The sequence below is a fragment of the Pseudomonas sp. Irchel 3E20 genome (genome assembly GCF_900187645.1).
Lineage (GTDB): Bacteria > Pseudomonadota > Gammaproteobacteria > Pseudomonadales > Pseudomonadaceae > Aquipseudomonas.
The window spans coordinates 122,930-146,432 of the sequence record NZ_FYEE01000010.1; the positions used below are offsets into that span (position 1 = coordinate 122,930).

At 62.1% G+C, this 23,503-nt stretch carries 17 protein-coding genes; 5 read left to right on the top strand and 12 right to left on the bottom strand.

Annotated elements, in window-relative coordinates:
- Window positions 1-20: 20 nt before the first annotated feature.
- From CKW13_RS18180 to CKW13_RS18230, 11 genes are all read right to left on the bottom strand, one after another.
- On the bottom strand, window positions 21-782 hold the full coding sequence (locus tag CKW13_RS18180) for a fimbria/pilus periplasmic chaperone (protein WP_095109979.1): 762 nt from the start codon (window positions 780-782) through the stop codon (window positions 21-23).
- Complete coding sequence (locus tag CKW13_RS18185) at window positions 779-3,385, bottom strand: outer membrane usher protein (RefSeq protein WP_095109980.1); 2,607 nt, start codon at window positions 3,383-3,385, stop codon at window positions 779-781. The genes CKW13_RS18180 and CKW13_RS18185 overlap by 4 nt, the downstream gene beginning before the upstream one ends.
- A 19-nt stretch (window positions 3,386-3,404) precedes the next feature.
- A complete protein-coding gene (locus CKW13_RS18190) occupies window positions 3,405-3,965 on the bottom strand; it encodes a fimbrial protein (protein ID WP_095109981.1) in 561 nt (186 codons plus the stop codon).
- A 52-nt stretch (window positions 3,966-4,017) separates the two neighbouring features.
- The gene (locus CKW13_RS18195) at window positions 4,018-4,539 is read right to left on the bottom strand and encodes a fimbrial protein (RefSeq protein ID WP_095109982.1); all 522 of its coding nucleotides are present in this window, start codon (window positions 4,537-4,539) and stop codon (window positions 4,018-4,020) included.
- Between the two features lie 685 nt (window positions 4,540-5,224).
- On the bottom strand, window positions 5,225-6,754 hold the full coding sequence (locus CKW13_RS18200; RefSeq protein ID WP_095109983.1) for a DHA2 family efflux MFS transporter permease subunit: 1,530 nt from the start codon (window positions 6,752-6,754) through the stop codon (window positions 5,225-5,227).
- A gap of 56 nt (window positions 6,755-6,810) precedes the next feature.
- Window positions 6,811-8,007 (bottom strand): efflux RND transporter periplasmic adaptor subunit, encoded by a 1,197-nt coding sequence (locus CKW13_RS18205; RefSeq protein WP_095109984.1) that lies wholly within the window; start codon window positions 8,005-8,007, stop codon window positions 6,811-6,813.
- A gap of 23 nt (window positions 8,008-8,030) precedes the next feature.
- On the bottom strand, window positions 8,031-9,491 hold the full coding sequence (locus CKW13_RS18210; protein ID WP_095109985.1) for an efflux transporter outer membrane subunit: 1,461 nt from the start codon (window positions 9,489-9,491) through the stop codon (window positions 8,031-8,033).
- On the bottom strand, window positions 9,492-9,962 hold the full coding sequence (locus tag CKW13_RS18215; protein ID WP_095109986.1) for a MarR family winged helix-turn-helix transcriptional regulator: 471 nt from the start codon (window positions 9,960-9,962) through the stop codon (window positions 9,492-9,494).
- Window positions 9,963-10,262: 300 nt separating this feature from the next.
- Entirely contained in the window at window positions 10,263-13,937 is a 3,675-nt protein-coding gene (locus CKW13_RS18220; protein ID WP_095109987.1) for a translocation/assembly module TamB domain-containing protein, read from the bottom strand.
- The gene (locus CKW13_RS18225; protein ID WP_095109988.1) at window positions 13,934-15,661 is read right to left on the bottom strand and encodes an autotransporter assembly complex family protein; all 1,728 of its coding nucleotides are present in this window, start codon (window positions 15,659-15,661) and stop codon (window positions 13,934-13,936) included. The genes CKW13_RS18220 and CKW13_RS18225 overlap by 4 nt, the downstream gene beginning before the upstream one ends.
- Window positions 15,662-15,727: 66 nt before the next feature.
- Window positions 15,728-16,378 (bottom strand): N-acetyltransferase, encoded by a 651-nt coding sequence (locus tag CKW13_RS18230; protein ID WP_095109989.1) that lies wholly within the window; start codon window positions 16,376-16,378, stop codon window positions 15,728-15,730.
- A gap of 261 nt (window positions 16,379-16,639) precedes the next feature.
- Here CKW13_RS18230 and xthA point away from each other — a divergent pair, with 261 nt between their 5' ends.
- Window positions 16,640-17,452, top strand: a complete 813-nt coding sequence (gene xthA / locus CKW13_RS18235) for an exodeoxyribonuclease III (protein WP_095109990.1) — start codon at window positions 16,640-16,642, stop codon at window positions 17,450-17,452.
- Between the two features lie 79 nt (window positions 17,453-17,531).
- Window positions 17,532-18,869, top strand: coding sequence for a substrate-binding domain-containing protein (locus tag CKW13_RS18240; protein ID WP_095109991.1), 1,338 nt, complete (start codon window positions 17,532-17,534; stop codon window positions 18,867-18,869).
- Window positions 18,870-19,125: 256 nt separating this feature from the next.
- Here CKW13_RS18240 and CKW13_RS18245 read toward each other — a convergent pair whose 3' ends face one another.
- Complete coding sequence (locus CKW13_RS18245) at window positions 19,126-20,355, bottom strand: acyl-CoA dehydrogenase (RefSeq protein WP_095109992.1); 1,230 nt, start codon at window positions 20,353-20,355, stop codon at window positions 19,126-19,128.
- 151 nt (window positions 20,356-20,506) lie between these two features.
- On the opposite strand from CKW13_RS18245, the gene CKW13_RS18250 reads away from it, so the two are divergent.
- The 3 genes from CKW13_RS18250 to CKW13_RS18260 all read left to right on the top strand — a co-directional run bounded on the left by CKW13_RS18250 (window position 20,507) and on the right by CKW13_RS18260 (window position 22,819).
- A complete protein-coding gene (locus CKW13_RS18250) occupies window positions 20,507-21,436 on the top strand; it encodes a LysR family transcriptional regulator (protein WP_095109993.1) in 930 nt (309 codons plus the stop codon).
- An 82-nt stretch (window positions 21,437-21,518) separates the two neighbouring features.
- Window positions 21,519-21,923: a MerR family DNA-binding transcriptional regulator gene (locus CKW13_RS18255; RefSeq protein ID WP_095109994.1), complete on the top strand. Its 405-nt coding sequence runs from the start codon at window positions 21,519-21,521 to the stop codon at window positions 21,921-21,923.
- A complete protein-coding gene (locus CKW13_RS18260; protein ID WP_095109995.1) occupies window positions 21,920-22,819 on the top strand; it encodes a hydroxymethylglutaryl-CoA lyase in 900 nt (299 codons plus the stop codon). Before CKW13_RS18255 ends, CKW13_RS18260 begins: the two co-directional genes overlap by 4 nt.
- The last annotated feature ends 684 nt before the right edge of the window (window positions 22,820-23,503 follow it).

The window sequence follows — 23,503 nt, forward strand, 5'->3', positions numbered from 1 at the left end:
ACGTTCTCCTGCAGCAGGTACTACTGACCAGGCGCTGATGCTTGCGAATTCACCTTGCACGTCCCGCCACTGCACGTGAACGCCAGTAGCGGACGGCCGCCGTAATCATTCACATAGGACAAATACGGCGTCGTACCAAGTGCTTTGGCCGTTGGGCCCAAGGTCTGTGAGCCTTTGGGCGGGACCATCAGCGGCTCGAACTGCGCCAGGGTTTTACCCTCCTTACTGCTGCGCGCATCCACTAGGGTCACGTAGTAAGGCGTTGGGTTGTGCACCCGGTAATGTTGGCCTTCGCGGGTAAGGGTCAGCTTTTCCTGCCAGGGATTGGCAAGGTCTTGCTGGCTGGGTGCGATCGCCTGCGGACGGTAAAACAACTTGATCCGGGTTTGCAGCGCGATTTGCAGGGTGTTGGCCTTGTCGCTGCGCGGCGGAATCTCCCTCAAATTGAAGTAATAGATAGTCTCCCGGTCTTGTGGCAGCGACTTGGCAGCGGGTAATGCCTGCACTTTCACCTGGCTCTGTTTGCCTGGCTCCAATCGCTGAACGGGCGGCAGTACGATCAGGGGCGAGGTGATTTTTTCGCCGGCTTCATCCTCGATCCAACCCTGGGCCAAATACGGAAGCTGGGTATTGTTGTTAGTGATGCTCACGCTGGTGGCGTCTTTGCTTCCATCGAAAATCACACGGGTACGGTCCAGACCGACAGCAGCCCAAGCGCTATGGCTCAAGCCTGAAACCAACAGTGCAAAGACCCAGGGTGCGGGGTGCGAATGAAACATCATGAGGCTGTGTTCTCCGTATCGTTGCGCTTGCCGCTCAGCGCGTCTGGCTTGGGTAAGGATTGATCGGCGATTACCATTTGGCATCGCAGTTGCAGAACATCGGTCAAGCTATCGGCCGGCAAAACGACAGGAAGCGTTAATGTGCAACGCTTGACGCCGCCCCAACTGACGACCATCTGCTGGCCGGCATGAATGCCGCTCAGGTAGACGTTGCCGTCGTCATTCACGATCCCGGTGTCCTGCTGCTTCATGTTTTTCACCGTCGCGCCAAAGGGTGGCGAACTACCATCAGGCAGGCGCAGCACCGCCATGGCCTTCTCACCCGAAATCACGTCAATTGCGCGATAACCGATTGCCCCTTCAGTGAGCGTCAGTTGCGTCACCGATTGTGTGGCTTCGACATTGCTAGGCAGGCTCTCCAAATCGACACTGGCCGCCGTACGCTGATAGCTACCGATGTCGGAAATGACCGCTTTGCCAAAGGCGTTGGTGCGCGTCGGTGCGCCGTAACCCCGCATAGGTACATCGGGTACACCGCCGGTATCGATCATCAGGCGGGTGCCACCCTGGCTGTTGGTACGATGCAGGGCGCCACCATGAGCCGTCAGCGTGCCACCACCGCGAATTGAGGCACCGAGGGTGCGGCTATCGCCTTGTTGGGTGCTGGCGCTCAGATCAATATCGGCCCAATCACCGACATGATTCAGATAGCCGCTGGCAGCGTTGTTGCTGGCGCTCAGTTGATAGCTGTTACGTTCATCGATGCGGTCGCTGTAGCGTGTTGAAAACGTGTTTTGGCCTGCCGCTCTATTTGCATCCAGCGACAGTGTGCCGGTGCGCCCCAATGGCAGGCTGACGGTCAGCGCCATACCGTTGTCCTTATAGTTGTAATCCTGGCTGCGATACATGTTCAGGGACAAGCTCATGTTTTTGACGGACCCCACATTGAAGTAGCGGGATAACGATAGATTCCAGCGCGAACTATCCGGCTGTCCCCAATAAGTTCGTTTGTTATAACTGGCGTAGACAGTGGCTCCCAGGTCACGGAATTGCTTGCTCATCGTTACCGTATAAAGGGCCTTGCTATCGCCAATCGGCCTCCAGCTACTACCACGGTCATTCATTTCGTCGTGCCGCCCGGCAAGTTCACCATTCAACCCGTAATGGCGGGCGTCCAGATATTCCCCCATGCTCAGGAAGTTCTTATCGGAAAACCGATAACCGGCGAACGTTACTTGGCTGTCGTATCGTTCAAAGTTCTTGGAGTATTGAAGACGGTAGGACTTGCCCGACAACGACTCATTCCAAACATCGGCATGGGACTGCGTCACATCCAGCGATACAGCCCCGAATGCCATCAGGTCACGGCCCACACCGAGAGTCAGCGCACGGTAGTTGCTATCAGCTATACCACCGCCCAAAAGCGACCAGCCATTGCTGATCCCCCAGGAGAATTCGCCGGTACCGAAAAAGTCGCCGTCACCACCGTGCTGGAGATTGGACGGTCTGCCGGTGGCGAGCTTGTACCGAATCTGCCCTGGTCGGGTCAGGTAGGGAACGCCTGCCGTATCCATCTGGAATCTCTGCACGGTTCCGTCTTGCTCTTCCACCCGCACATCCAGCGTGCCGGACACCGCATCGCTAAGGTCCTGGATGCGAAAAGGCCCTGCCGCAACAAGCGTTTCATACAGCACACGCCCTTGCTGGCTGATGATGACTTTGGCATTAGTCTTGGCGACGCCTACCACTTGCGGTGCGTAACCACGCAAATTGGGCGGCAGTTGGCTTTCATCCGACTTGAGTGCAGCCCCGGTAAAACGAAAGCTGTCAAACAGGTCCGAATACAAGTAGTCCTCGCCCACCACCAGCCGCGCCTTCAATGACGGAACGGCGCGATACGCGTAATAACGGCTCCATTCCAGTTTCTGACCGACCGGCAACGCCTCACTTCGGTTGTCTACTCGCCCCTGCCAATCGGCCCTCAAACGCCATGCCCCGGCATTGGCTCCCAGTGTTCCGTTACCACTGAGGCTATTGCGGGTGCCGTCTTTCTTTTGATAGTTGGACTGCGCCGTCATGTTGTAGTCAAGCAGCAGCCCGGGCACCCCTTCATCCCAGCGAGAAGGCGGGTCCCAGTTGATGGCGCTGTATTCCAGATAGGCCTGGGGGATGTTGATGTTCAGTGTCGAGGTGGCCAAATCTGCACTGACTTCAACGCCGGCCAAGCCTTTGATATCCAGGCACTGCCCACCTTTCCAGCCGACGAGTGCGGCAACTTCTGAGGCTTTGAGGCCCAGTAGTTCCACCAGATCTTCAGTTAAACAAGCCTGACTGCCCTTGGGGTCATTGTCAGGGGGATAAAACGCGACTGATTGCTCGGCAATAGCCTGGGCATTAACCTGCACCATCATCGAATAAGTGCCAGGCATAACAAACCCACTACGGGCAAACTGAGACAAATCAATATTCGTGCGATCACTCAGATCCAGAACGTCGGTATTGAACTCGATATCCGCGGCACCTAATGCGGTTCCGGCCAGCGACATCAGCCCGCCAAATATACTTGGGCGGAGCGTATTTTTGAGCGTCGACGTATTCAACATGCAAACAACCCATTACTGTTCAAAAGTATTCCAACTTGAACTTCACTGCCGCTGTATGAGCCCCGGCCAACATCGACAACCCATTGCCGACCAAGCGAAGCGTGTAGTGAAGTGTCATGTCACCTTCAGCCAATGGTTGCAGCGCCATTGGCACACCCGGAACACTCTCTTGGCCATTCACATCTTCAATATGAAGAGCGACCCCTTGCGAGTCACCAGAGACCGCAAAGGAACGCCCGCCTCTGTCTCGGGGACCGTCAAAGGTCACGCGCAGGTGCTGCCAGTCAGGCAGGTTTTGGCCTGGGCGAGATGGATCAGGGCGTGTCAATGAACAATTAACCAGACGCAACTCAAAGGGCTGCGTATTGCCCTGCCCGTACCGCAACAGCCGGCCAATGGGCTCGGGAGCCATCTCAATCGTTTGATCGACCGTTGTCACTTCCAGCCCGCAGGCGGAGTCAACCACTTGCCCGCCCAACAGCACTGTCCCATCGCCCTGAGTAGTCGCCTGAGCGAAAACCCAAGGGGCAATGAACACCGTTAAAGAAGAGGCAGCAGCGAGATGCATGAATGTATTCACCGGGATCTCCCACCAGTGTCCCCTGCCACCCGAAAGTGGCAGGGGCGAAGCCTTACTGATAAGCCAAGGTAAAGTTGGCTACCGCACTGAAATCACCCGGAATGATCGGCGCCGTGGCGGCACCTTGTACGTACGCACCGAATTCCAGCGTGTTGTTACCGGCAGTAATAAGTTGCGGGGTCGTTGGAACACCCAGTTCAACGAGCTTATCGCCGTGGGTCATCATGATGCCCACGCCGCCCGCGCCGCCGACCGTACCCAGCGCACCCGGCACTGCTGCGGAGGGTGCACCCGTGAAGGTCGTCGTCACCGTCTTGTCGGTGAGGCCGGTCAAATCGCAACCTTCAAGTTCTATGAACACACTTCTGGGGGTGGACTTCCCTCCCGCCATCAGTTGATGCTTTGCAATCGACCCCAAGTGAACGCTCTGATCGACAGATTCCGGCTTGATGGAACAAGCCCCCGAATGCACCGACCCCAAAAACGTAACGGTGCCGTCCGCCGCTTGCGCAGCGGTAACCGAACCCATCAGCAGCCCAACGGACAGCAGTGCAGTTTTGAACTTACTTTTCATACAGATTTTCACCTAATAAATATCTTGAACTATTCCTGTCACGACTGTGCGCAGGACGTATTAACCCAGCGATATAGTCAGTGCGACTTACAACCCCACTTAATAATTAACCCCCAGACTGTCATGTCATTCAGAGGGCCTCGAGCCGTCGCTGAAAAAGCAACAACCGCTGTTATCAAGAAGGGTTTTTTAGAAGCGCCGAAAGTCTGGAGTTTCCAACTACTTACATCAAAAGTCGGCTCCGTCCGACGCCAGAGGAGTATCCGCGACCTTTTTTTATATATATGTCGCCCGATTCACCTGAGCAGGTAGGTCGAACAAACCAAACCAAGTAGGAAAAATCCAAAAAAGACTTTGTGAATATTTACTGCAAACTGTAAAAACATGCTTCTTGCAGTTTAATAAGGATAATTCCTCGAAACACAACTCCATAAGAACACCTACTTGTGGGAAAGGTGAACTTACTCATCCAAAGGCACAGATAAGGATTTAACGGCGTGCACACCGATGGGTGCAGCAGTTTGGGATGCGGACGCGAGTGAACAAGATCACTGGTCCGCTAGGAAGGGCGTATTAATCAAATACAAAATAAACCGGCCGGGCGGCAGAATTGCAGAACGCTATGATCGCCAGCCCTTGGCTAGTGACATAACTCCGCCCTCCTGTAAGAGCAGGAATCGCAGCCTCAATGGCCGGAAGCTGCCGGCCCCGCTTTGGCCGTAAAGGGCGGCTTGGCCAGCCATACCAGCAGCATCAGCCCCATGAACATCCACCCCAGCAACGTGAAGTAATCCACGGTAGACATCATGTAGGCCTGGCTGGTGAGAATCTGGTCCAGTTGCGCGTAAGCCTTGTGCCCTGCTCCACCGAGCGCCTGCAAGGCGTCTCGCGTGGCCGGGTCGTAGGTGGTCATGTTTTCGCTCATGTAGGCATGGTGCTGGTCGGCCCGGCGAATCCAGATCCAGGTGGTCAGCGACGCCGCGAAGCTGCCGCCCAGGGTGCGTAGGAAGGTGGCCAGCCCCGCGCCGTCGGCGATCTGGTGCGGCGGCAGGTCTGACATCAGGATGCTCAAGGTCGGCATGAAGAACAGCGCCACGCCAATGCCCATGAACAACTGCACCAGGGCGATGTGCTGGAAATCCACCTCGTGGGTGAACCCGGCGCGCATAAAGCAACTCAGGCCAATGGCCAGGAACGCCAGGCCCGCCAGCAGGCGCAGGTCGAATTTGTGGGCGTACTTTCCCACGAATGGCGACATCAGCACCGGTAGGATGCCGATTGGCGCCACCGCTAGCCCGGCCCAAGTCGCGGTGTAGCCCATTTGCGTCTGCAACCACTGCGGCAGAATCAGGTTGATGCCAAAGAACCCGGCGTAACCGAGTACTAACACGAGGGTGCCGATGCGGAAGTTACGGTGGGCGAACAAGCGCAGATTGACCACCGGATGCTTGTCGGTCATTTCCCAGATGACAAACACCGCCAGCGCCACCACCGAAACCAACGCGCCGACAATGATGAAGTTGGACTCGAACCAATCCAGGTCATTGCCCTTGTCGAGAATGATCTGCAACGCACCGACGCCCACGATCAGGCTGAGCAAACCGACGTAGTCCATGGGCTGGTGGCGGGTGACCACCGGACGCGCCTTGAGCTGCTGGCGCACCACCATCACCGCAAAAATGCCGATGGGCACGTTGATGAAGAAAATCCACGGCCAACTGTAGCTGTCGGTGATCCAGCCGCCGAGGATCGGCCCGGCGATGGGCGCCACCACCGTGACCATCGCCAGCAGCGCCAGGGCCATGCCTCGCCTGGCCGGCGGGTAGACGGCAATCAGCAGGGTCTGGGTCATCGGGTACAACGGCCCGGCCACCAGGCCTTGCAGCACGCGAAAGCCGATCAGCTCGGGCATCGAGGTGGAGATGCCGCACAAAAAAGAGGCCAGTACGAACAGCACCGTGGCCCACAAAAACAGTTTCACCTCGCCAAAGCGCCGGCTCAGCCAACCCGTCAGCGGCAGGGCGATAGCGTTGCTCACTGCGAACGAAGTGATGACCCAGGTGCCCTGCTCCGAACTCACCCCCAGGTTGCCCGAGATAGTCGGCAACGCGACGTTGGCAATGGTGGTGTCGAGCACCTGCATAAAAGTCGCCAGGGACAGGCCGATAGTGGCCATCAGCAAACTGGGCGGCGTGAAAGACGCGTTGTGGTTCATCGCACATCCTGGGAATCAAGGCAGGCGCCGCGCCCGCCAGGGGCGCGGCGTGAAGGTCAGCGCCGGGCGGTCTTGCCGAGCAAGGCACTGTTGTCGTGGATCAGCCGCACGATCATGGCATCGGCCTCCCCCAGTTGCCGGGCGTACACCGCCGTGCTGAACGAAGCCTTTTGCGGCGGTTGTTGTGCCAGCACCGGGCCACTCTGGTCATGCAGGTTGACCTTGACCTGGGTCGAGAGGCCCACCCGCAGCGGGTGCTCAGCCAGTTGCTGGGCATTGATATGGATGCGCACCGGCACACGCTGGACGATCTTGATCCAGTTGCCCGTGGCGTTCTGCGCCGGCAACAGGGCGAACGCGCTACCGGTGCCGGCACCGAGGCTGTCGAGGGTGCCGCTGTACTTCACGTCGCTGCCGTAGATATCGGTTTCGATGTCCACCGGTTGGCCGATGCGCATGTCCCGCAGTTGGGTTTCCTTGAAGTTGGCGTCGATCCACAGTTGGTCCAACGGGATCACCGCCATCAGCGCCGTGCCCGGTTGCACGCGTTGGCCCAGTTGCACGGTGCGCTTGGCCACGTAACCGGTGACCGGCGCGATCAAGGTGCTGCGGGCATTGGTCAGGTAGGCCTGGCGCAGTTGCGCGGCGGCGGCTTGCACGTCCGGGTGGGACGACACCTGCGTGTCATCCACCAGGGCGCTGCTGGTGTTGAGTTGCTGCTGGGCGTTGGCCAGGGCGTTTTGCGCCGAAGTCAGGTCATCGCGGGCATGGGACAGCTCTTCCTGGGAAATCGCCCCGCCCGCCGCCAGGTTCTTGCGCCGGTTGAAGTTGTCCTGGGCCTTCTGCACGTCGGCTTTGTGCGCGTTGACCTGGGCTTTCATCCCATCAACGTTGCTGTACAAGCCGCGCACCTGGCGCACGGTGCGGGCCAGGTTGGCCTGGGCGCTTTGCAGGCCGACCTGGGCGTCGTTGGGGTCGAAGTTAATCAGCACCTGGCCTTCGTGCACCAGGTCGCCATCATCGGCGCCGATGCTGACCACCGTGCCGGTGACCAGCGGGGTGATCTCCACCACGTTGCCGTTCACGTAGGCGTCGTCGGTGCTTTCATTCCAGCGCCCGTAGAGCTCATGCCAGCCCCACACCCCGGCACCGCCGAGGAGCACGAGGGCGGCCAGGGCCAATAGCATGAATTTGCGTTTTGCGGGGTTGGCGCCGTCCTGGGAGGGATCGGTGCCAGCGTGTTCGTTGGCCATGATGTTTACCTTGAATAAGTGACTCAGCGCGGCTGGGACAGGCTGGCGGCGCTCGGGCCGCTGCCGTCGAACCCACCGCCCAGCGCTTGCATCAGTTGAATCGAGAGGTCGATCTGCTCGCCATTGAGGTTGGCCAACTGGCGTTGGGCCAGCAGCAATTGCTGCTCGATGCTGAGCACGTCCAGGTAATTACCGATGCCCGAGCCAAAGCGCTGGACGACGGTGTCGTAGGAATCCTGGGCGATGTCGGTGGCGTGTTGCTGGGCCTTGATCTGCCGGCCGATGTCCCCCAACTGGGCGAGGCTGTCGCTGACGTCCCCCAGGGCCTGGACCAGGCGTTTGTTGTACTGCGCCACCGCGAGGTCGTAGTCGGCGTCGCGGGCATCAAGGTCGGCGCGCAAGCGGCCACCGTCGAAGATCGGCAGGGAAACGGCCGGCGCGACGTTAAAAAAGCGGCTGGCCGAACCGAACATCGCGTCCCCCAGCAACGACTGCACGCCGGCGGCAGCGCTGAGGTTGAGGTTGGGGTAAAAGTTGGTTTTGCCGGCGACGATGTTCTTGCTCGCCGCTTCCACCCGCCAGCGCGCGGCGACCAGATCGGGGCGCCGGCCCAGCAGTTCGGCCGGCAGCACCGAGGGCAAGGCCACGGCGCTAGCCTGCAAGACCTGGGGCCGGGGGATTTCGTTGCCACGATCCGGGCCTTTGCCCAGCAGCACCGCCAGGGCGATGCGCGCGCTTTGCAGCCGTTTCTGGGCGTCGATCAGGCTGGCTTCGGAGCTGGCGGCCAGGCTTTCGGTTTGTTGGTACTGGTACTGGCTGTCGATGCCCGAACGCAGGCGCCGCTCGCTCAGGTCGAGCATCTGCCGCGTGCGCTTGAGGTCATCGCTGGCCAAGTCGTGAACGATATGGGCCTGCCCCAGGTGGCTGTAGGCCCGGGCCACATCGGCGGCCAGGGTCAGTTGCGCGGCCTGGCGGTCGACCTCAGCGGCGCGCGCCTGGCCCAGGGCCGCTTCCCAGGTGGCACGCTGGCCGCCCCACAGGTCGAAGCGGTAATTGAAGCCCAAATCCAGGCTGCGCAGGGTGCTGTAGTTGCCGCCCTGCCCCGTCGGGTCTTGGTCGCGGGCCAGGCGCGAGCGGCTGACACTGCCATTGGCGTCCAGGGTGGGCATACGTGCGGCGTTGGCGGCATAGGCAGCGGCGCTGGCCTGGTGGGCGCGGGCGCTGGCGATCTGCATGTCGGGGCTGTCACGCAGCGCTTCGCGGATCAGACCATCGAGTTGCGGGTCGCCCAGGCTGGTCCACCAATCGTTTTTCGGCCAGGCCGCAGGGCTCAGGGTTACGCCGCTCAGCGACTGCCCGGCCTTGAGGTTCTGCGCCTCAAGTGCCGCGCCTTCGGGGTGCAGGCCGCTGTAGCTGGCGCAGCCGGCCAGGCTCAGGGCCAGCAGCACCAGGCTCAAGGAAGCACGCAAGGTGTGCTTGTTCATTTATTTACCTACTCGCTGCAAGGTAATGGGGTCACCGGCCGCCACCAGGATTTTCTTCAGGATCGCCTCCAGGCTGCGCAACTCTTCGCTGCTCAAGGCCCCCGCCAACTCGTTCATCGCCTCAGCGCCGATCTGCGGCAAGCGGTCGGCCAGCGCCTGGCCCTGTGCAGTCAGCACCAACTGCACCTGGCGCCGGTCAGCCTCGCAGCGTTTGCGGGCGAGGAAGTCTTTTTGCTCCAGGCGATCGAGCATGCGGGTCATGGAACCGCTGTCCAGGGACAGGTGGCGGCACAGCTCGGCCGGGGTATCGACACCGAACTGGGCCATGATGATGAGCACCTTGAACTGCGCGGCGGTGATGCCGTGGGGCTCCATGTGGGTGTCAAGGAGGCGGTCCTTGAGCAACGCGGCGCGCCCGAGCAGTAGGCCCAGGTGGCAATTTTGAAAGTTGTCCGGGGTGAAATGCTTCATCTGACGACCCTTTGGCTGCTGTGGCAGGGTAATTATGTCGAGATGTTACTGCCTAGACAGCGAATGACCAAGCATTAATTAGCTTGCTTGGTATTTACCTGATGAAGGGTGTGGAGGGGAGCGCTCAGCCCCGTGGGAGCGGGCTTGCCCGCGATGGCGGCATTCCAGCCACCAGAAATGCTGTGGCCATTTAGGCCTCGTCGCGGGCAGAGCCCGCTCCCACAGGGGTTTGCCCCGGGAGGGCCATCACAGCCAACACACGGGCACGCCCACCCCTATAGAACTGCAGCCAGCCTGCCGTCAGAAGTCGCGTTTGTAGAAGATATCCAGGGAGCTGGCGACGCCGCTGGCTACTTCCACATAGACCTTTTTGCTCAACAGGTAACGCAAGGCAATGGTGTTGGCCGGCTCGAACACGCCCACGCCGTAGCGCAGGCTGAGTTTCTCGGAGATCTTGCCACTGGCCACCACCGCCGTGTCGTTACCGCTGCCCTGGGTGTCCAGCTCGAAGTCCTGGATGCCCAGGCTCTTGGCAATATCCGAGGTCACCCCGGCGCTGCCCATCAAGCCCAGGCCCAGGGCCGCTTGGGCGAGCATGTTGTTGTCTTCGCCGGTGGTACTCAGGGGCCGCCCGAGCACTAGGTAGGACAGCGCCTGCTCCTGGCTCATGGCCGGTTCCGAGAAGATCTGCGTGTTCGGTTGCTCGGCGCTGCCACTGAGGCGGATGCCGGCGACCACGTCATCGGTCCGGCGGATCGCTTCAATGTCCAGGTACGGCTGGTCCAGCGGCCCGGCAAATAGCAACCGCGCACGGCGCACCGTCAGGCGCTGGCCGTAGGCGCGGTAGCGGCCGTCGTTGAGCCACAGTTCGCCACGGGTGTCCAGGTTGTCGCCGATATGCACCTGGCCTTGTAGGTTGGCGGTCAGGCCGAACCCGGCGAAGCTGAGTTTCTCCTTGCCCACTTCCACGTCGATGTCCATCGCCATGGCCAACGGTGCCTTACCCTCCTCGGTCTGGTGGCCGACGATCACGGTGTCCTCGGAGACCTTGACGGTGGACGGCGGCAGCTCGCGCACGGTGATCTCGCCCTTGGGGATCTGCACCTTGCCGACAATGGCCAGTTTGTCGTTGACCAGGGTGATCTTCAGGTCCGGCGCCACTTCCAGGGCCGCGTAGGGCTCCACGGTGACCGGCAGTTGGCTGCCTTGCAGGTTGATGTCCACCGCCAGGGCCTGGCCCCAGTCAACCTGGCCACGCACGGTGCCCTGCCCGGCCTTGCCACTGCGCCAGGCACCGTTGAGGCGCACGCTTTCCCCGGCGATCAGCGCCTGGATGTTCAGGCCCTCGAAACTGGCCGGCAGTTGCGGGCCGGAAATTTCCCCGCCGATCAGGTTGACGCTGCCATTGACCTGCGGCGCCAGCAGGCTGCCGCTGACCCGGCCGTTGCCGTTGAGCTTGCCGCTGAGTTTTTCCACCATCGGCACGAAGGGGCGTGCTACCGCCAGGTCCAGGCCAGTGAGGGTGAAGCTGCCGGTCAGCGGTTTGCTTTTGGGCAACGGGTTGATCTGCGCCTGCACCTGCAACTGGCCGAGCTGGCCACCGCGAAAGTCCAACTGGGTGTCGATCCGCTTGGGGTTGAGGGTGGTTTGCAGCTTGAGCGTGTCGTAGGGGAAGTCCAGCCACTGGTCGTGGTCCTTGACGCGCAACGTGCCGCCGCTGGCATCGAGCAGGATCTGGCCCTTGGGCCCGCTAGCCGGCAGGTCCAGTTGCACATCGGCGTTGAGCGTGCCCTGCCAGGCGAAATCCTGGGGCAGCCATTGGGCCAGGCTGTCGATGGGGAACTGCTTGAGGTGATAGCGCAACTTGGGCTCGGGCATCAGCCGCTGGTCTTCGCCACACAGGCTCGCCGCCCCGGAAGTCCAGCAATGGGCGGCGAAGGTCAGCTTGCCGTCGGCCAGGCGTTGGATCTTCGCCGGGGCTTGCAGTGTCCAGTCCTGGCCGCCGACCTGGATATCGCCCGTGGCCAGGCGCCCGCGCCAGTTGCCCTGGTCCAGGTTGCCGTCCAGGCCCAGGGCCAGCTTGAGCTGGGGCCCGGATAGGTCGAGCGCCAGTTGCTGCTGCTTGAGGGTGCCCTGGCCGCTGACGGTCAGCGTGCCCAGCGCGGTGTCGCCGGCCTGGATGCCGCTGCCCTTGAGGTCGATCACCGCCCGTTGCGCGCCGTCCAGGCGCGCGTCGAGGTTGAGGCGTTGCAGGCGATTGTCGGCCAGCCCCAGTTGGCTGCCTTGCAGGTTCAACTGGCCCTGGGGGGCCTTGAGGCTGCCGGCCAGGTCGACGCGGCCGCTGAGTTGGCCGCGCAGCTGCGGCCAGAGTTGGGCCAGGCGCGGGGCCTTGATGTCCAGTTGCCCGGCGAGTTTTTCCCGCAGGCTGGCGTTGCCGCTGATGCGGTTGTCTCCCAGGCGAATCTCCAGGGCCGCGAGGCTCCATTGCTCGCCGGCACCCTGGGCCTTGGCCTGGAACAGCGCAGGCTGGCCGCGCAGTTTGCCCTTGAGGTCCAACTCGGCGTTGAGTTGTAGCTGCTGGTTTTTTATCTGGCCTTGGCTGCGCAATGGCCCAGCGAGGGTGCCGGGCAGTTCCGCAAGCCAGTACGCCGGGTTGAGGGCCGCCAGTTCCAGGGCGGTGTCCCAGGCGATGCCGTCGGCGAATTTCAGGTTCAGGTGGCCCTGGGCCTTGCCCTGGCCGGCGAGCAATTTCAGTTCGGGCAGCGCCACCTGACCGAGGTCGCCGGTAAAAGGGCTGGCCAGGTTGAATGCACCGGCCGGGCCATCGAGGGCAGCGTCGAACTGGCCCTGGTACTTACCGTCGCGGTAAGTGGCGTTGGCCTTGAAGGTGCGCAGGGCCACAGCGGGCTCGTCGATCACCGGGTAGAGGCGATGCCAGGGGAAATTCAGCCAATCGAGGGTGCTGTCGGCGCTAAAGCCCTCGCGCCAATCCAGGTTGGCGCGCAGGTTCAGGCGTTGCTCGGGGCCGGCGTCCAAGTTGAGGGCGGCGATTTGCGCGCCGTCGGCGTCCACCTTGCCATTGAGCGCCAGCGCCACCGGGCCTTGCTCGGCAGGCAGCGTGGCCTTGCCTTGCAGTTGATAGCCGTTTTTCAGGTCACCGTTGGCGGTGAGGTCCAGTTGATTGAGTTGCAAGGTGTCCGGCAGCTCGGCGGCAGGCTTGAAGCCATCGGCGGTGAGGCGCAAACGCGCCGGCAGGTTGTCTGCCAAGGGCTGCAACTCGCCGCTTAAGTGGCCCGGCAGGTAGCCACTACTGGTGGCGTCGAGGTTGAGGGTCTTGAGCAAGTCGCCGTCGATCTTCAGCGCCACCGCCCAAGGTGCGCCGCCGGGGGCATACGGCAGGTCGAGATTGCCTTGGGCTGTCAGCGGCCACTGGCCCTTGGGTTGCAATTGGCCGGACAGGCTCAGTTGCAAACCGTCGCGTTGCAGTTGCAAGGCGTCGATCTGCAAGCCTTCGCCTCGCCAGTGCGCGGCCAGTTGCAGGCCCTTGAGCTGTTCGCTGCCATCGAGCAGCAAACTGCCGAGGCGCACATCGCCCAGTTCGATGGCCAGGGGCAGGTCCAGGTCTGGCAGGCTGAGGGGGCCAGCGCTGCTCTCGGTGCTGGGTGCCAGTTGCAGGCTGATCTGTTCGGCGAGCAATTGTTCGATGCACAAGGTACGGCGCGCCAGGCATGACGGCGCCCAGGCGAACAGCACCTGGCGCAGCTCCACCCGAGTATCGCCCTGCTGCCACACCACAGAGTCGGCGCGCCATTGGCCGCCCAGGCGCCCTTGGAAATTCTCCAGGGTCAACCCAGGAACGCGGTTCAACGCCCAACGGCTGCCCGTGGAGGTGCCCAGCACCAATGACAGGGCCAGCACGACGGCCATCAGCAGGGCCAGGGTCGTCAGCCCGGCTACTTTCACACCACGTTTCACAGCTCAGGCCCCATGGAAAAGTGCAAGCGAATGCCGCCGTCGTCGTCCATCGCGTGGGCGAGGTCGAGGCGGATCGGCCCCACCGGCGACACCCAACGCACGCCGACGCCGACGCCAGTCTTGAGGTTGGGCAATTCGAGCTTATTGAAGGAGTTGCCTTGGTCGATAAAGGTCGCTACCCGCCACTTGTCGGCCACGGCGTATTGGTATTCGGCACTCGCCGCCACCATGTAGCGCCCGCCGATGCGGTCGCCGTCGGAGTTTTTCGGCGACAGGCTCTGGTAGTCGTAGCCGCGCACGCTCTGGTCGCCACCGGCAAAAAAGCGCAGCGACGGCGGGATCGACTTATAGCCATTGGTGGCGCTGCCGCCGAACTGCACGCGGCCCAGGAAGCGGTGGTTGTCCCACACCGTGGTCAGGCCTTTGAGCAACGCCGTGCCATAGAGCAAGTTGTTGTCCGAGCCCAGCCCTTCCTTGGCCACTTTGGTATCGAACTGCAGCCGGTAGCCGTTGTGCGGGTCGATGCGGTTATCGCTGCGCAGGTAGGCATAGCTCAGGCCCGGCATCAGTAGGTTGCTCAGCCCGGAGTCATCGCCCAAACGGTATTCCTCGCGCTGCCATTTGAGTGACACCACCCGCTGCCAACCGCTGGGCAGCTTGCTGTGCCATTCCGGGCCCAAGGTCAACAGTTTGCTCAGGCTATCGGTGCCGGCCATTTCTTCATATTGATAGCCACCGGCAAAACGCAGCTTGTCGGTCAGCGGCGGGTCCAACGGCACGTCGTACCACAGGCCGACGTTCTGCCGCGGCTGGGAGACCTCCGCCTCCCAGCCATAGCTGTGGCCCTGGGGGTTGACCCAGTGACGCGTCCAGTTGGCCTTGGCCCGCGGCCCGACGTCTGTCGAAAAACCCAGGCCCAGGCCCATGGTGCGCGGCTTGCGGGTCTGCAGCTTGACGGCCACCGGGATCACCTTGGCGGTGGCGGCCGCGGGCGCGGCGTCTACCCGCACGCCTTCAAAATAGCCACTGGCTTGCAGCGCCTGGTTGAGTTCGGCGATCAGTTCCGAGTCGTAGGGCGTGCCGGCCTTGAATGGCACCATGCGGTGCAGCAGTTCTTCATCGAACGGCGTGTCACCGGCAAAACTGACAGCCCCCAAGGCATAGCGTGGGCCGCTGTCGTAGACCAGTTCGATATCCGCCACCCCGGCCTGGGGATCCACGGACAACACCTGGCGGGTGAAGCGGCCACTGAAAAAACCGTAGCGCGAGGCCTGGTTCTGGATCAGGCGCTTGGCGTCTTCGTAATGGCCGTGGTTGAGCACCGCGCCGGGCTTGAGCTGGTCGCTCCTGGGTACGCGAAAGGCCTTGAGGGCAGCCGCCGGGCCGTCGATGCGCACGGTGACGTTGCGCAGGTGCACCGGCTCACCGGGGTCGATGCGCAGCACCAGCCGTGGAGACTTGCCGGGCTTGACCTCGCTTTCGATCTGCGGCTGGTAGAAACCCAGGGCCTGGGCGGCTTTGCGCGCCTGTTCCTCGGCACCGCGGCTAAAGCGCAGCAACGCCTCTTCGTCACGCTCGCCAAGGCCGCCGATATAGCCTTCAACGTTGGCCTTGAGTTCGTCGTTGGACGGCTTGATACGCACGTCCAGTTCGCTTTGGGCCAGCACCGATGCACTGGCGATCAGCAGGAGCAAACCGCTGGTGATTCGTTGGGAAAACTTCATAGGCGCGGATGCTATCACGTGCTCGGGAGCGTGATAGAGCCTGGGTTGGCGCAAAAAGTTCGGCCCTCAAGCCGTTGCTGTTTGTAACGCCTGGGGGTTGGCATGGAAAAACACATGCTCGCGCACCGGCCCCACCGCCACTTCGCCGATCTCCTCGTAACCCTGGCGCTGATAAAACGCCAGGTAGCGCGGGTTGCCGGTATCGAGCACCACGCCTTGGGAGTTGGGGTCCACCGCGCACCAGTTGTGCACCGCTTCAAGCAGTTGTTCGCCAAAGTGATTGCCCTGGAACTGCGGGTGGATGCCCAGCAGCGGCAGCATGTGCACCGCATCGGTGGGCACACAGGCCAAGACCGCCGCGTGGTAATCCAGGTAACGCCGGGTGCAGCGAAAACCGGTGCTGAGCACCATGCGCAGGCGCCACGCCCAGCTCTCGGTGATCCCCAGGCGCCGTTGCGGCGGCGCGATCAGGGCGATGCCCACCAGACGATCATTGACCAGCAGGCCAATGGCCGGCAGGTCCTGGAGAAAATGCTGTTTGACCAACTCGCGCACCGTGGCCCGCACCCGTTGTTCATAGCCAGGGCGCTCAGCCTCGAACAGAAAGGCGAAGGTCGGTTCGTGACGGTAGGCGTGGTACAGCAGCGAGCGGGCTTCGCGCGAATAGCCGCTGTCGAGCATGTGGATCTGGGCGATGGCGGTTGAAGTGTCTGGCATGACGGTGGAACTCCCCTGGGCCGGCTCGAAGGGGCCGGCTTCTTATTGGTACGAACCTGCGCGCGGGTCACTCGTTCCCTTGCTTGTGTGTAGAAAGCGGGCTTGCCCGCGCTCGGCTGCGTGGCGGTCGTAATGACGGTGTTAGGCGCACCACCGTTGCAGCGGCACAGAGGAACCCTAGCAGCCGTTCCCTGATGGCGCCACGCTGGCCCCTATGGCGCTTGTCGGCTAGCATCGCTGTTTTTTCCAGGACTGCCGCCCATGAAGATTGTCTCGTTCAACATCAACGGCCTGCGCGCCCGGCCCCATCAGTTGGCGGCGCTGATCGAGAAACACCAACCGGACGTCATCGGCCTGCAGGAAACCAAAGTCCACGACGACCAGTTCCCCCTGGCCGAGGTGCAGGCCCTGGGTTACCACGTCTACTACCACGGGCAAAAAGGCCATTACGGCGTCGCCCTGCTCTCGCGCCAAGAACCCCTGGCGCTGCACAAGGGCTTCGACACGGATGACGAAGACGCCCAGCGCCGCTTCATTTGGGGCACCTTCGCCGACGAACACGGCCAACCGGTAACCATCATGAACGGCTATTTCCCCCAGGGCGAAAGCCGCGACCACCCCACCAAATTCCCCGCCAAGCAGCGTTTCTACAGTGATTTGCAGCACCTGCTGGAAAGCCGCTTCAGCAACGACCAGGCCTTGGTGGTGATGGGCGACGTGAACATCTCGCCCCAGGACTGCGACATCGGCATCGGCCCGGACAACATGAAGCGCTGGCTGAAAACCGGCAAATGCAGCTTCCTGCCCGAAGAACGCGAGTGGATGGAACGCCTCAAGAACTGGGGCTTGGTGGACAGCTTCCGCCACCTCAACCCCGACGTAGCCGACCGCTTCAGTTGGTTCGACTACCGCAGCCGCGGCTTTGAGGATGAACCCAAGCGCGGCCTGCGCATCGACCTGATCCTTACCTCCCAGGCCCTGCTGCCGCGGATCAAGGACGCCGGTGTGGACTACGACCTGCGGGCCATGGAGAAACCTTCCGACCACGCGCCGATCTGGCTGGAACTGAGCTGAGGCCCGCACGCCGTCATATTTATGCAACCTGGCTGACTTAATCTCCCGGCACTTCCTTTGGTCTTAGAAGGTGCCGGCCATGCTGCGCGCTCTGTTCCCGCTATGGTTGTGCGCGCTGTTGGCCGCACCGGCCAGTGCCACCCCGCTACCCCTCCCCGCCCACGGCCCGGCTTTGCGCATCCAGGGCTCCAACACCATCGGCGCCACGCTCGGCCCGGCGCTGGTGCAGGGGCTGCTGCAAGAGCAGGGTGTGCTCAATATCCGCCGCGAAGTCACCGGCATCAGCAACGAACAACGCCTGGTCGGGCAGACCGCCCAGGGCCAACAGGTGATCGTGGACGTCGCCGCCCACGGTTCGAGCACTGGGTTCACCGCCCTGAAGAACGCCAGCGCCGACCTGGCCGCCGCATCGCGCCCGATCAAGGACAGCGAACGCCAGGCGCTGCAACCTCTGGGCGACCTGAAGAGCCCGGGCGCCGAGCAGGTGATCGCCATCGATGGCCTGGCGATCATCCTGCACCCGCAAAACCCGGTCAGCCAATTAACCACCGAGCAACTGGCCCAGGTGTTCAACGGCGAAATCACCTCCTGGGAAGCCCTGGGTGGCGTCGGCGGGCCCATCACCCTGTACGCCCGGGATGACCAGTCCGGCACCTACGACACCTTTAAAGAGCTGGTGCTGAGCCGCCGCGCCAAGCCCTTGCTGGCCTCGGCCAAGCGCTTTGAATCCAGTGAACAATTGTCCGACGCGGTCAGCCTCGACCCTCGGGCCATTGGCTTTATCGGCCTGCCCTACATCCGCCAGGCCAAGCCCCTGGCGATTGCCGACGGCGCCTCGCAGCCCATGCTGCCCGGCAACAGCCTGATCGCCACCGAAGACTATCCGCTGTCGCGGCGGCTGTTTTTTTACCTGCCGCCGAACGCTCCATCGCCCTGGGCCCGGGCCCTGGTGAAGTTTGCGCAAAGTGCCAAGGGCCAGGCCATCGTCGCCGCCAACGGCTTTATCGCGCAGACCGTGCAAGCCATCCGCGTTGCCCCGAGTGCGCAAATGCCCGCGGACTATCAACGCCTGAGCCGCCAGGGCAAACGCCTGACGGTGAATTTTCGCTTCGAAGAAGGCAGCGCCAGCCTGGACAACAAGGCGCGCCAAGACCTGGGCCGGGTGCTCGACTACCTCAAGGCCCACGACCTGCTGGACCGGCGCGTGACATTGGTGGGGTTTGGCGACGCCAAGGACGACCCCCAGCGAGCCGCCCTGTTGTCGAAACTGCGGGCCATGGCGGTGCGCCGGGAGCTGGTGAAAAACGCCGTGGTACTGCGCGACGTGCGCGGCATGGGCGCACAAATGCCGGTGGCGGCCAATGACGTGGATGAGGGGCGGATCAAGAATCGGCGAGTGGAGGTGTGGGTTGACTGAAGGGCTGATTGTGTAGTGCCTGGGTGGGCGCTATCGCGAGCAGGCTCGCTCCCACAAGGGTTCAACCCCTGTGAAACAGGCCCTGCCCGCGATGAGGCCAATACAGCCGGCACATTTGCCAGCAGTCATGCCGCCATCGCAGGCGAGCGGAGCACCGCCCGGCCCGCTCCCACAGTTAAACGGTGGCGTGGAGGGGATTTTCATTTTTCCCCTGTGGGAGCGAGCCTGCTCGCGATGGCGGCGGGCCTGCCCAGGTTTACTGCCCGCTACGCAGCATATCCCGCGGCACATACTTGCCGATCTCGAACTTGCCGATGGCGGCGCGGTGCACTTCGTCCGGGCCGTCGGCCAGGCGCAGGGTGCGTTGCATGGCGTACATGTAGGCCAGCGGGAAGTCATTGGACACCCCGGCGCCACCGTGGATCTGGATGGCGCGGTCGATCACTTTCAGGGCCACGTTGGGCGCCACGACTTTGATTTGGGCGATTTCGCTTTTCGCCACTTTGTTGCCCACGGTGTCCATCATGTACGCCGCCTTGAGGGTCAAGAGGCGGGCCATGTCGATCTCCATCCGCGAGTCGGCGATCTTGTCGATATTGCCGCCCAGGCGGGCCAACGGCTTGCCGAACGCGGTGCGGCTAACCGCACGCTTGCACATCAATTCCAGGGCCCGTTCGGCCATGCCGATGGAGCGCATGCAGTGGTGGATACGGCCCGGGCCCAGGCGCCCCTGGGCGATTTCAAAGCCCCGGCCCTCGCCCAGCAGCACGTTCTCGTAAGGCACCCGCACGTTGTCGAACAGCACCTCGGCGTGGCCGTGGGGCGCGTCGTCGTAGCCGAACACCGGCAGCGGGCGGACGATTTTCACCCCGGGGGCATCCACCGGCACGAGGATCATCGAGTGCTGCTGGTGGCGCGGCGCGTCCGGGTTACTCAGGCCCATGAAAATCATGATCTTGCAGCGCGGGTCGCACGCGCCCGAGGTCCACCATTTTTTGCCGTTGATGACCCACTCGTCGCCATCGCGCACGGCGCGGGCGGCCATGTTGGTGGCATCCGAAGACGCCACGTCCGGTTCGGTCATGGCGAAGGCCGAACGGATTTCACCGCGCAGCAAAGGTTCGAGCCAGCGCTGCTTCTGTTCTTCGTTGGCGTAGCGCACCAACACTTCCATGTTGCCGGTGTCCGGCGCCGAGCAGTTGAACGGCTCCGGGCCCAGCAAGGAGCGGCCCATGATTTCCGCCAGCGGCGCGTACTCAAGGTTGGTCAGGCCAGCGCCCCGGTCCGACTCGGGCAAGAACAGGTTCCACAGGCCTTCGGCCTTGGCCTTGAGCTTGAGTTCTTCCATGATTGCCGTCGGCTGCCAGCGGTCGCCTTCGGCCACCTGGCGCTCAAACACCGCCTCGGCGGGGTAAACATAGGCGTCCATGAACGCGGTAACGCGCTCACGCAGTTCCTGAACCTTGGGGGAGTAAGAAAAATCCATGGGCGGCTACCTTTTCAAGGGTGGTGTTGAGGTCATGAAATCGATGCTAGGGCAGCTACGAAAATTTACCTAACCTATTCTCGGCGTGTATTAACATTCATCACCGATATATAGTCGGTTGATTGAATCCTAAAAATAAGAGTGCAGCGCAATGAATCTGAGCAAGGTCGACCTCAACCTTTTCATCGTCTTCGACGCGATCTACACCGAAGCCAACCTCACCCGCGCCGGGCAGATCGTTGGCATCACCCAGCCTGCGGTGTCCAACGCCCTGGCGCGTTTGCGCGAAACCTTCAACGACCCGTTGTTCGTGCGTACCGCCCAAGGCATGGTGCCCACACCCATGGCGCAGAACATCATCGGCCCGGTGCGCAATGCACTGTCGCTGCTGCGGGTGTCAGTGCAAGAGAGCCGCATCTTCAACCCCTTGCAGGCCGCCAAGACCTACCGCATCAGCATGACCGACCTCACCGAGGCGGTGATCCTGCCGCCGCTGTTCCAACGCCTGCGGCGCCTGGCGCCGACGGTCATCATCGAGAGTTTTTTGTCCAAGCGCCGCGAAACCACCAAGGAACTGGCCGCCGGGCGCCTGGATTTCGCCGTGGATGCGCCGCTCAACACCGACCCCCAGGTGCGCCACGTCAAGCTGATGGAAGACCGCTACGTGTGCGCCATGCGCAAGGGCCATGCACTGGCGACCAAGGAAAAGTTCACCCTCGATGACTACCTGTCCCTGACCCACGTACACATCTCCAGCCGCCGCAACGGCTTGGGCCATGTTGACCTGGCGCTGGGCAAAATGGGCATCCAGCGCAAGATCGCCCTGCGCTCCCAGCATTACCTGATGGCCTCCCAGGTGCTGCACCAGACCGACATGGTCATGACCGTGCCCGAGCGCTTCGCCCGCCGCCACGACCTGCATTCGTTCAGCCTGCCGATCAATGACGTGCCAGCGGTGGAAACCCACCTCTACTGGCACGAAAGCACCGACCAGGACCCGGCCAACCGCTGGATGCGCGAACAGATGATCGAGTTGTGCCAGCAAGTCACCGCCCATGAAAAGAAACTCGATAAAGCTTGAGCCTTTAGCTGTTGCAGGCAGGCTTGACGTATACGTCAACCGCGAATTAGCTTAGCCGCAGGTTTTTTCCCAGAGCGTGCCCATGAGCAGCCAGACGTACAGCATCTCCGACCTCGCCCGCGAGCTCGACATCACCACCCGCGCCATCCGCTTCTATGAAGAACAAGGCCTACTCGCCCCCGAGCGCCGTGGCCAGGAGCGCATTTACTCGCCCCGCGACAAAGTCAGCCTCAAGCTGATTTTGCGGGGCAAGCGCATCGGCTTTTCCCTGGCCGAGTGCCGCGAGCTGATCGAGCTCTACGACCCCAGCGGCGGTAACACCAAGCAGCTGCACAGCATGCTGGCCAAGATCACCGAACGCCGCGAGCAACTGGAGCAACAGATGCTCGACATCGAACAGATGAAATTGGAACTGGACACCGCCGAAGAGCGCTGTACCCAGGCCCTGGAACAAACCCTCAAGAACCAGCAAGAGGTGCAGCCATGACCTTGCCCCAACAGGTACGCCTGGTCGAAGTCGGCCCGCGCGACGGTTTGCAGAACGAAGCCCAGCCCATCAGCGTCGCCGACAAGGTGCGCCTGGTGGACGCCCTGAGTGACGCCGGGCTTGGCTATATAGAAGTGGGCAGTTTCGTCTCGCCCAAGTGGGTGCCGCAAATGGCCGGCTCGGCCGAGGTGTTTGCACAGATCCGCCGCCAACCGGGCGTTACCTATGCCGCCCTGGCGCCGAACCTGCGCGGCTTTGAAGATGCGGTGGCGGCCGGGGTCAAGGAAGTGGCGGTGTTCGCCGCGGCCTCCGAGTCGTTCTCCCAGCGCAATATCAACTGCTCCATCAGCGACAGCCTGGCACGCTTCGCGCCCATCATGGACGCCGCCAAGCGCCAGGGCATCCGCGTGCGCGGCTATGTGTCCTGCGTGCTGGGCTGCCCTTACGAGGGCGACGTCGCCCCCGAGCAAGTGGCGCTGGTGGCCCGCGAGTTGTACGCCATGGGCTGCTATGAAGTGTCCCTGGGCGACACCATCGGCACCGGCACCGCAGGGGCCACACGACGGATGTTCGACGTGGTCGGCGCCCAGGTCCCGCGCGACAAGTTGGCCGGGCACTTCCACGACACCTACGGCCAGGCCATGGCCAACCTCTACGCCAGCCTGCTCGAAGGCATCGCGGTGTTCGACAGCTCCATCGCCGGCCTCGGCGGCTGCCCGTACGCCAAGGGCGCCAGCGGCAACGTGGCCACGGAAGACGTGCTGTACCTGCTCAATGGCTTGGGGATCGAAACGGGCGTGGACTTGGAGCGTTTGCTGGTGGCCGGCCAGCAGATTTGCACAGTACTGGGGCGCCCCACCGGTTCGCGGGTGGCCAAGGCCCGTAGCGCGGTGTAGGCCCGCACACCCCGCCCAACCCATGTCCAAGTGTTACCGCCCCCGCTTACGCGGGGCGCAAGCGAGTAACACGGAAACACCACCCTCAAAAAAAGCTGAACGTTTTCTCCGACAAAAAACCCAAGCCATTGATTTAAAAGGCTTTTAAAAAGTTGGCACGGGTTCTGCTATCTCTATCGCACAACAAAAATAAAAAAAGCGGCAAACCTAATAAAAATAAGACGTAACGACTCTGACATAACAAAAACAACACGGCAGAGACGCAGCTAACAGATTTTTTTGGAGAAGGTGTGCTTTCAGGGGGCTACTCGCAGCGACCCGCAACCGGGCAGAGAACAATAAAACTACCCTCAGGTAGCTCCCGAACTGGTTGGTTCGTTCAACGAAAACGCAGATCAGCGCTCAAAAAAATACGTTTGCTCTTGACCCCGGATGGGGGTCGCCCAAAACAGCAACAAGGGCAACGGTTGCCAATAACAACAACAGACCGCCCCTCAATAATAAAAAAGAGCACGTCACGACAAATTAAAGGGGAGCCTCGGCTCCCCTTTGTGCTGTCTGGGGTTCTTGGAATGCAGCGGATCTTGAGCGCGAGCGCGCCTGCTCGCGATGGGGCCAGTAAAGCCCAGGCATCCTTACCTGCTGGCCTGGCGCAATCGCGAGCAGGCTCGCTCCCACCGTAGC

Bases quoted from the DNA above. Each gene is read 5' to 3' on its own strand.
- CKW13_RS18180 (WP_095109979.1), bottom strand. From the start codon at position 782: ATGATGTTTCATTCGCACCCCGCACCCTGGGTCTTTGCACTGTTGGTT.
- CKW13_RS18185 (WP_095109980.1), bottom strand. From the start codon at position 3,385: ATGTTGAATACGTCGACGCTCAAAAATACGCTCCGCCCAAGTATATTT.
- CKW13_RS18195 (WP_095109982.1), bottom strand. From the start codon at position 4,539: ATGAAAAGTAAGTTCAAAACTGCACTGCTGTCCGTTGGGCTGCTGATG.
- CKW13_RS18200 (WP_095109983.1), bottom strand. From the start codon at position 6,754: ATGAACCACAACGCGTCTTTCACGCCGCCCAGTTTGCTGATGGCCACT.
- CKW13_RS18205 (WP_095109984.1), bottom strand. From the start codon at position 8,007: ATGGCCAACGAACACGCTGGCACCGATCCCTCCCAGGACGGCGCCAAC.
- CKW13_RS18210 (WP_095109985.1), bottom strand. From the start codon at position 9,491: ATGAACAAGCACACCTTGCGTGCTTCCTTGAGCCTGGTGCTGCTGGCC.
- CKW13_RS18215 (WP_095109986.1), bottom strand. From the start codon at position 9,962: ATGAAGCATTTCACCCCGGACAACTTTCAAAATTGCCACCTGGGCCTA.
- CKW13_RS18225 (WP_095109988.1), bottom strand. From the start codon at position 15,661: ATGAAGTTTTCCCAACGAATCACCAGCGGTTTGCTCCTGCTGATCGCC.
- CKW13_RS18230 (WP_095109989.1), bottom strand. From the start codon at position 16,378: ATGCCAGACACTTCAACCGCCATCGCCCAGATCCACATGCTCGACAGC.
- xthA (WP_095109990.1), top strand. From the start codon at position 16,640: ATGAAGATTGTCTCGTTCAACATCAACGGCCTGCGCGCCCGGCCCCAT.
- CKW13_RS18240 (WP_095109991.1), top strand. From the start codon at position 17,532: ATGCTGCGCGCTCTGTTCCCGCTATGGTTGTGCGCGCTGTTGGCCGCA.
- CKW13_RS18245 (WP_095109992.1), bottom strand. From the start codon at position 20,355: ATGGATTTTTCTTACTCCCCCAAGGTTCAGGAACTGCGTGAGCGCGTT.
- CKW13_RS18250 (WP_095109993.1), top strand. From the start codon at position 20,507: ATGAATCTGAGCAAGGTCGACCTCAACCTTTTCATCGTCTTCGACGCG.
- CKW13_RS18255 (WP_095109994.1), top strand. From the start codon at position 21,519: ATGAGCAGCCAGACGTACAGCATCTCCGACCTCGCCCGCGAGCTCGAC.
- CKW13_RS18260 (WP_095109995.1), top strand. From the start codon at position 21,920: ATGACCTTGCCCCAACAGGTACGCCTGGTCGAAGTCGGCCCGCGCGAC.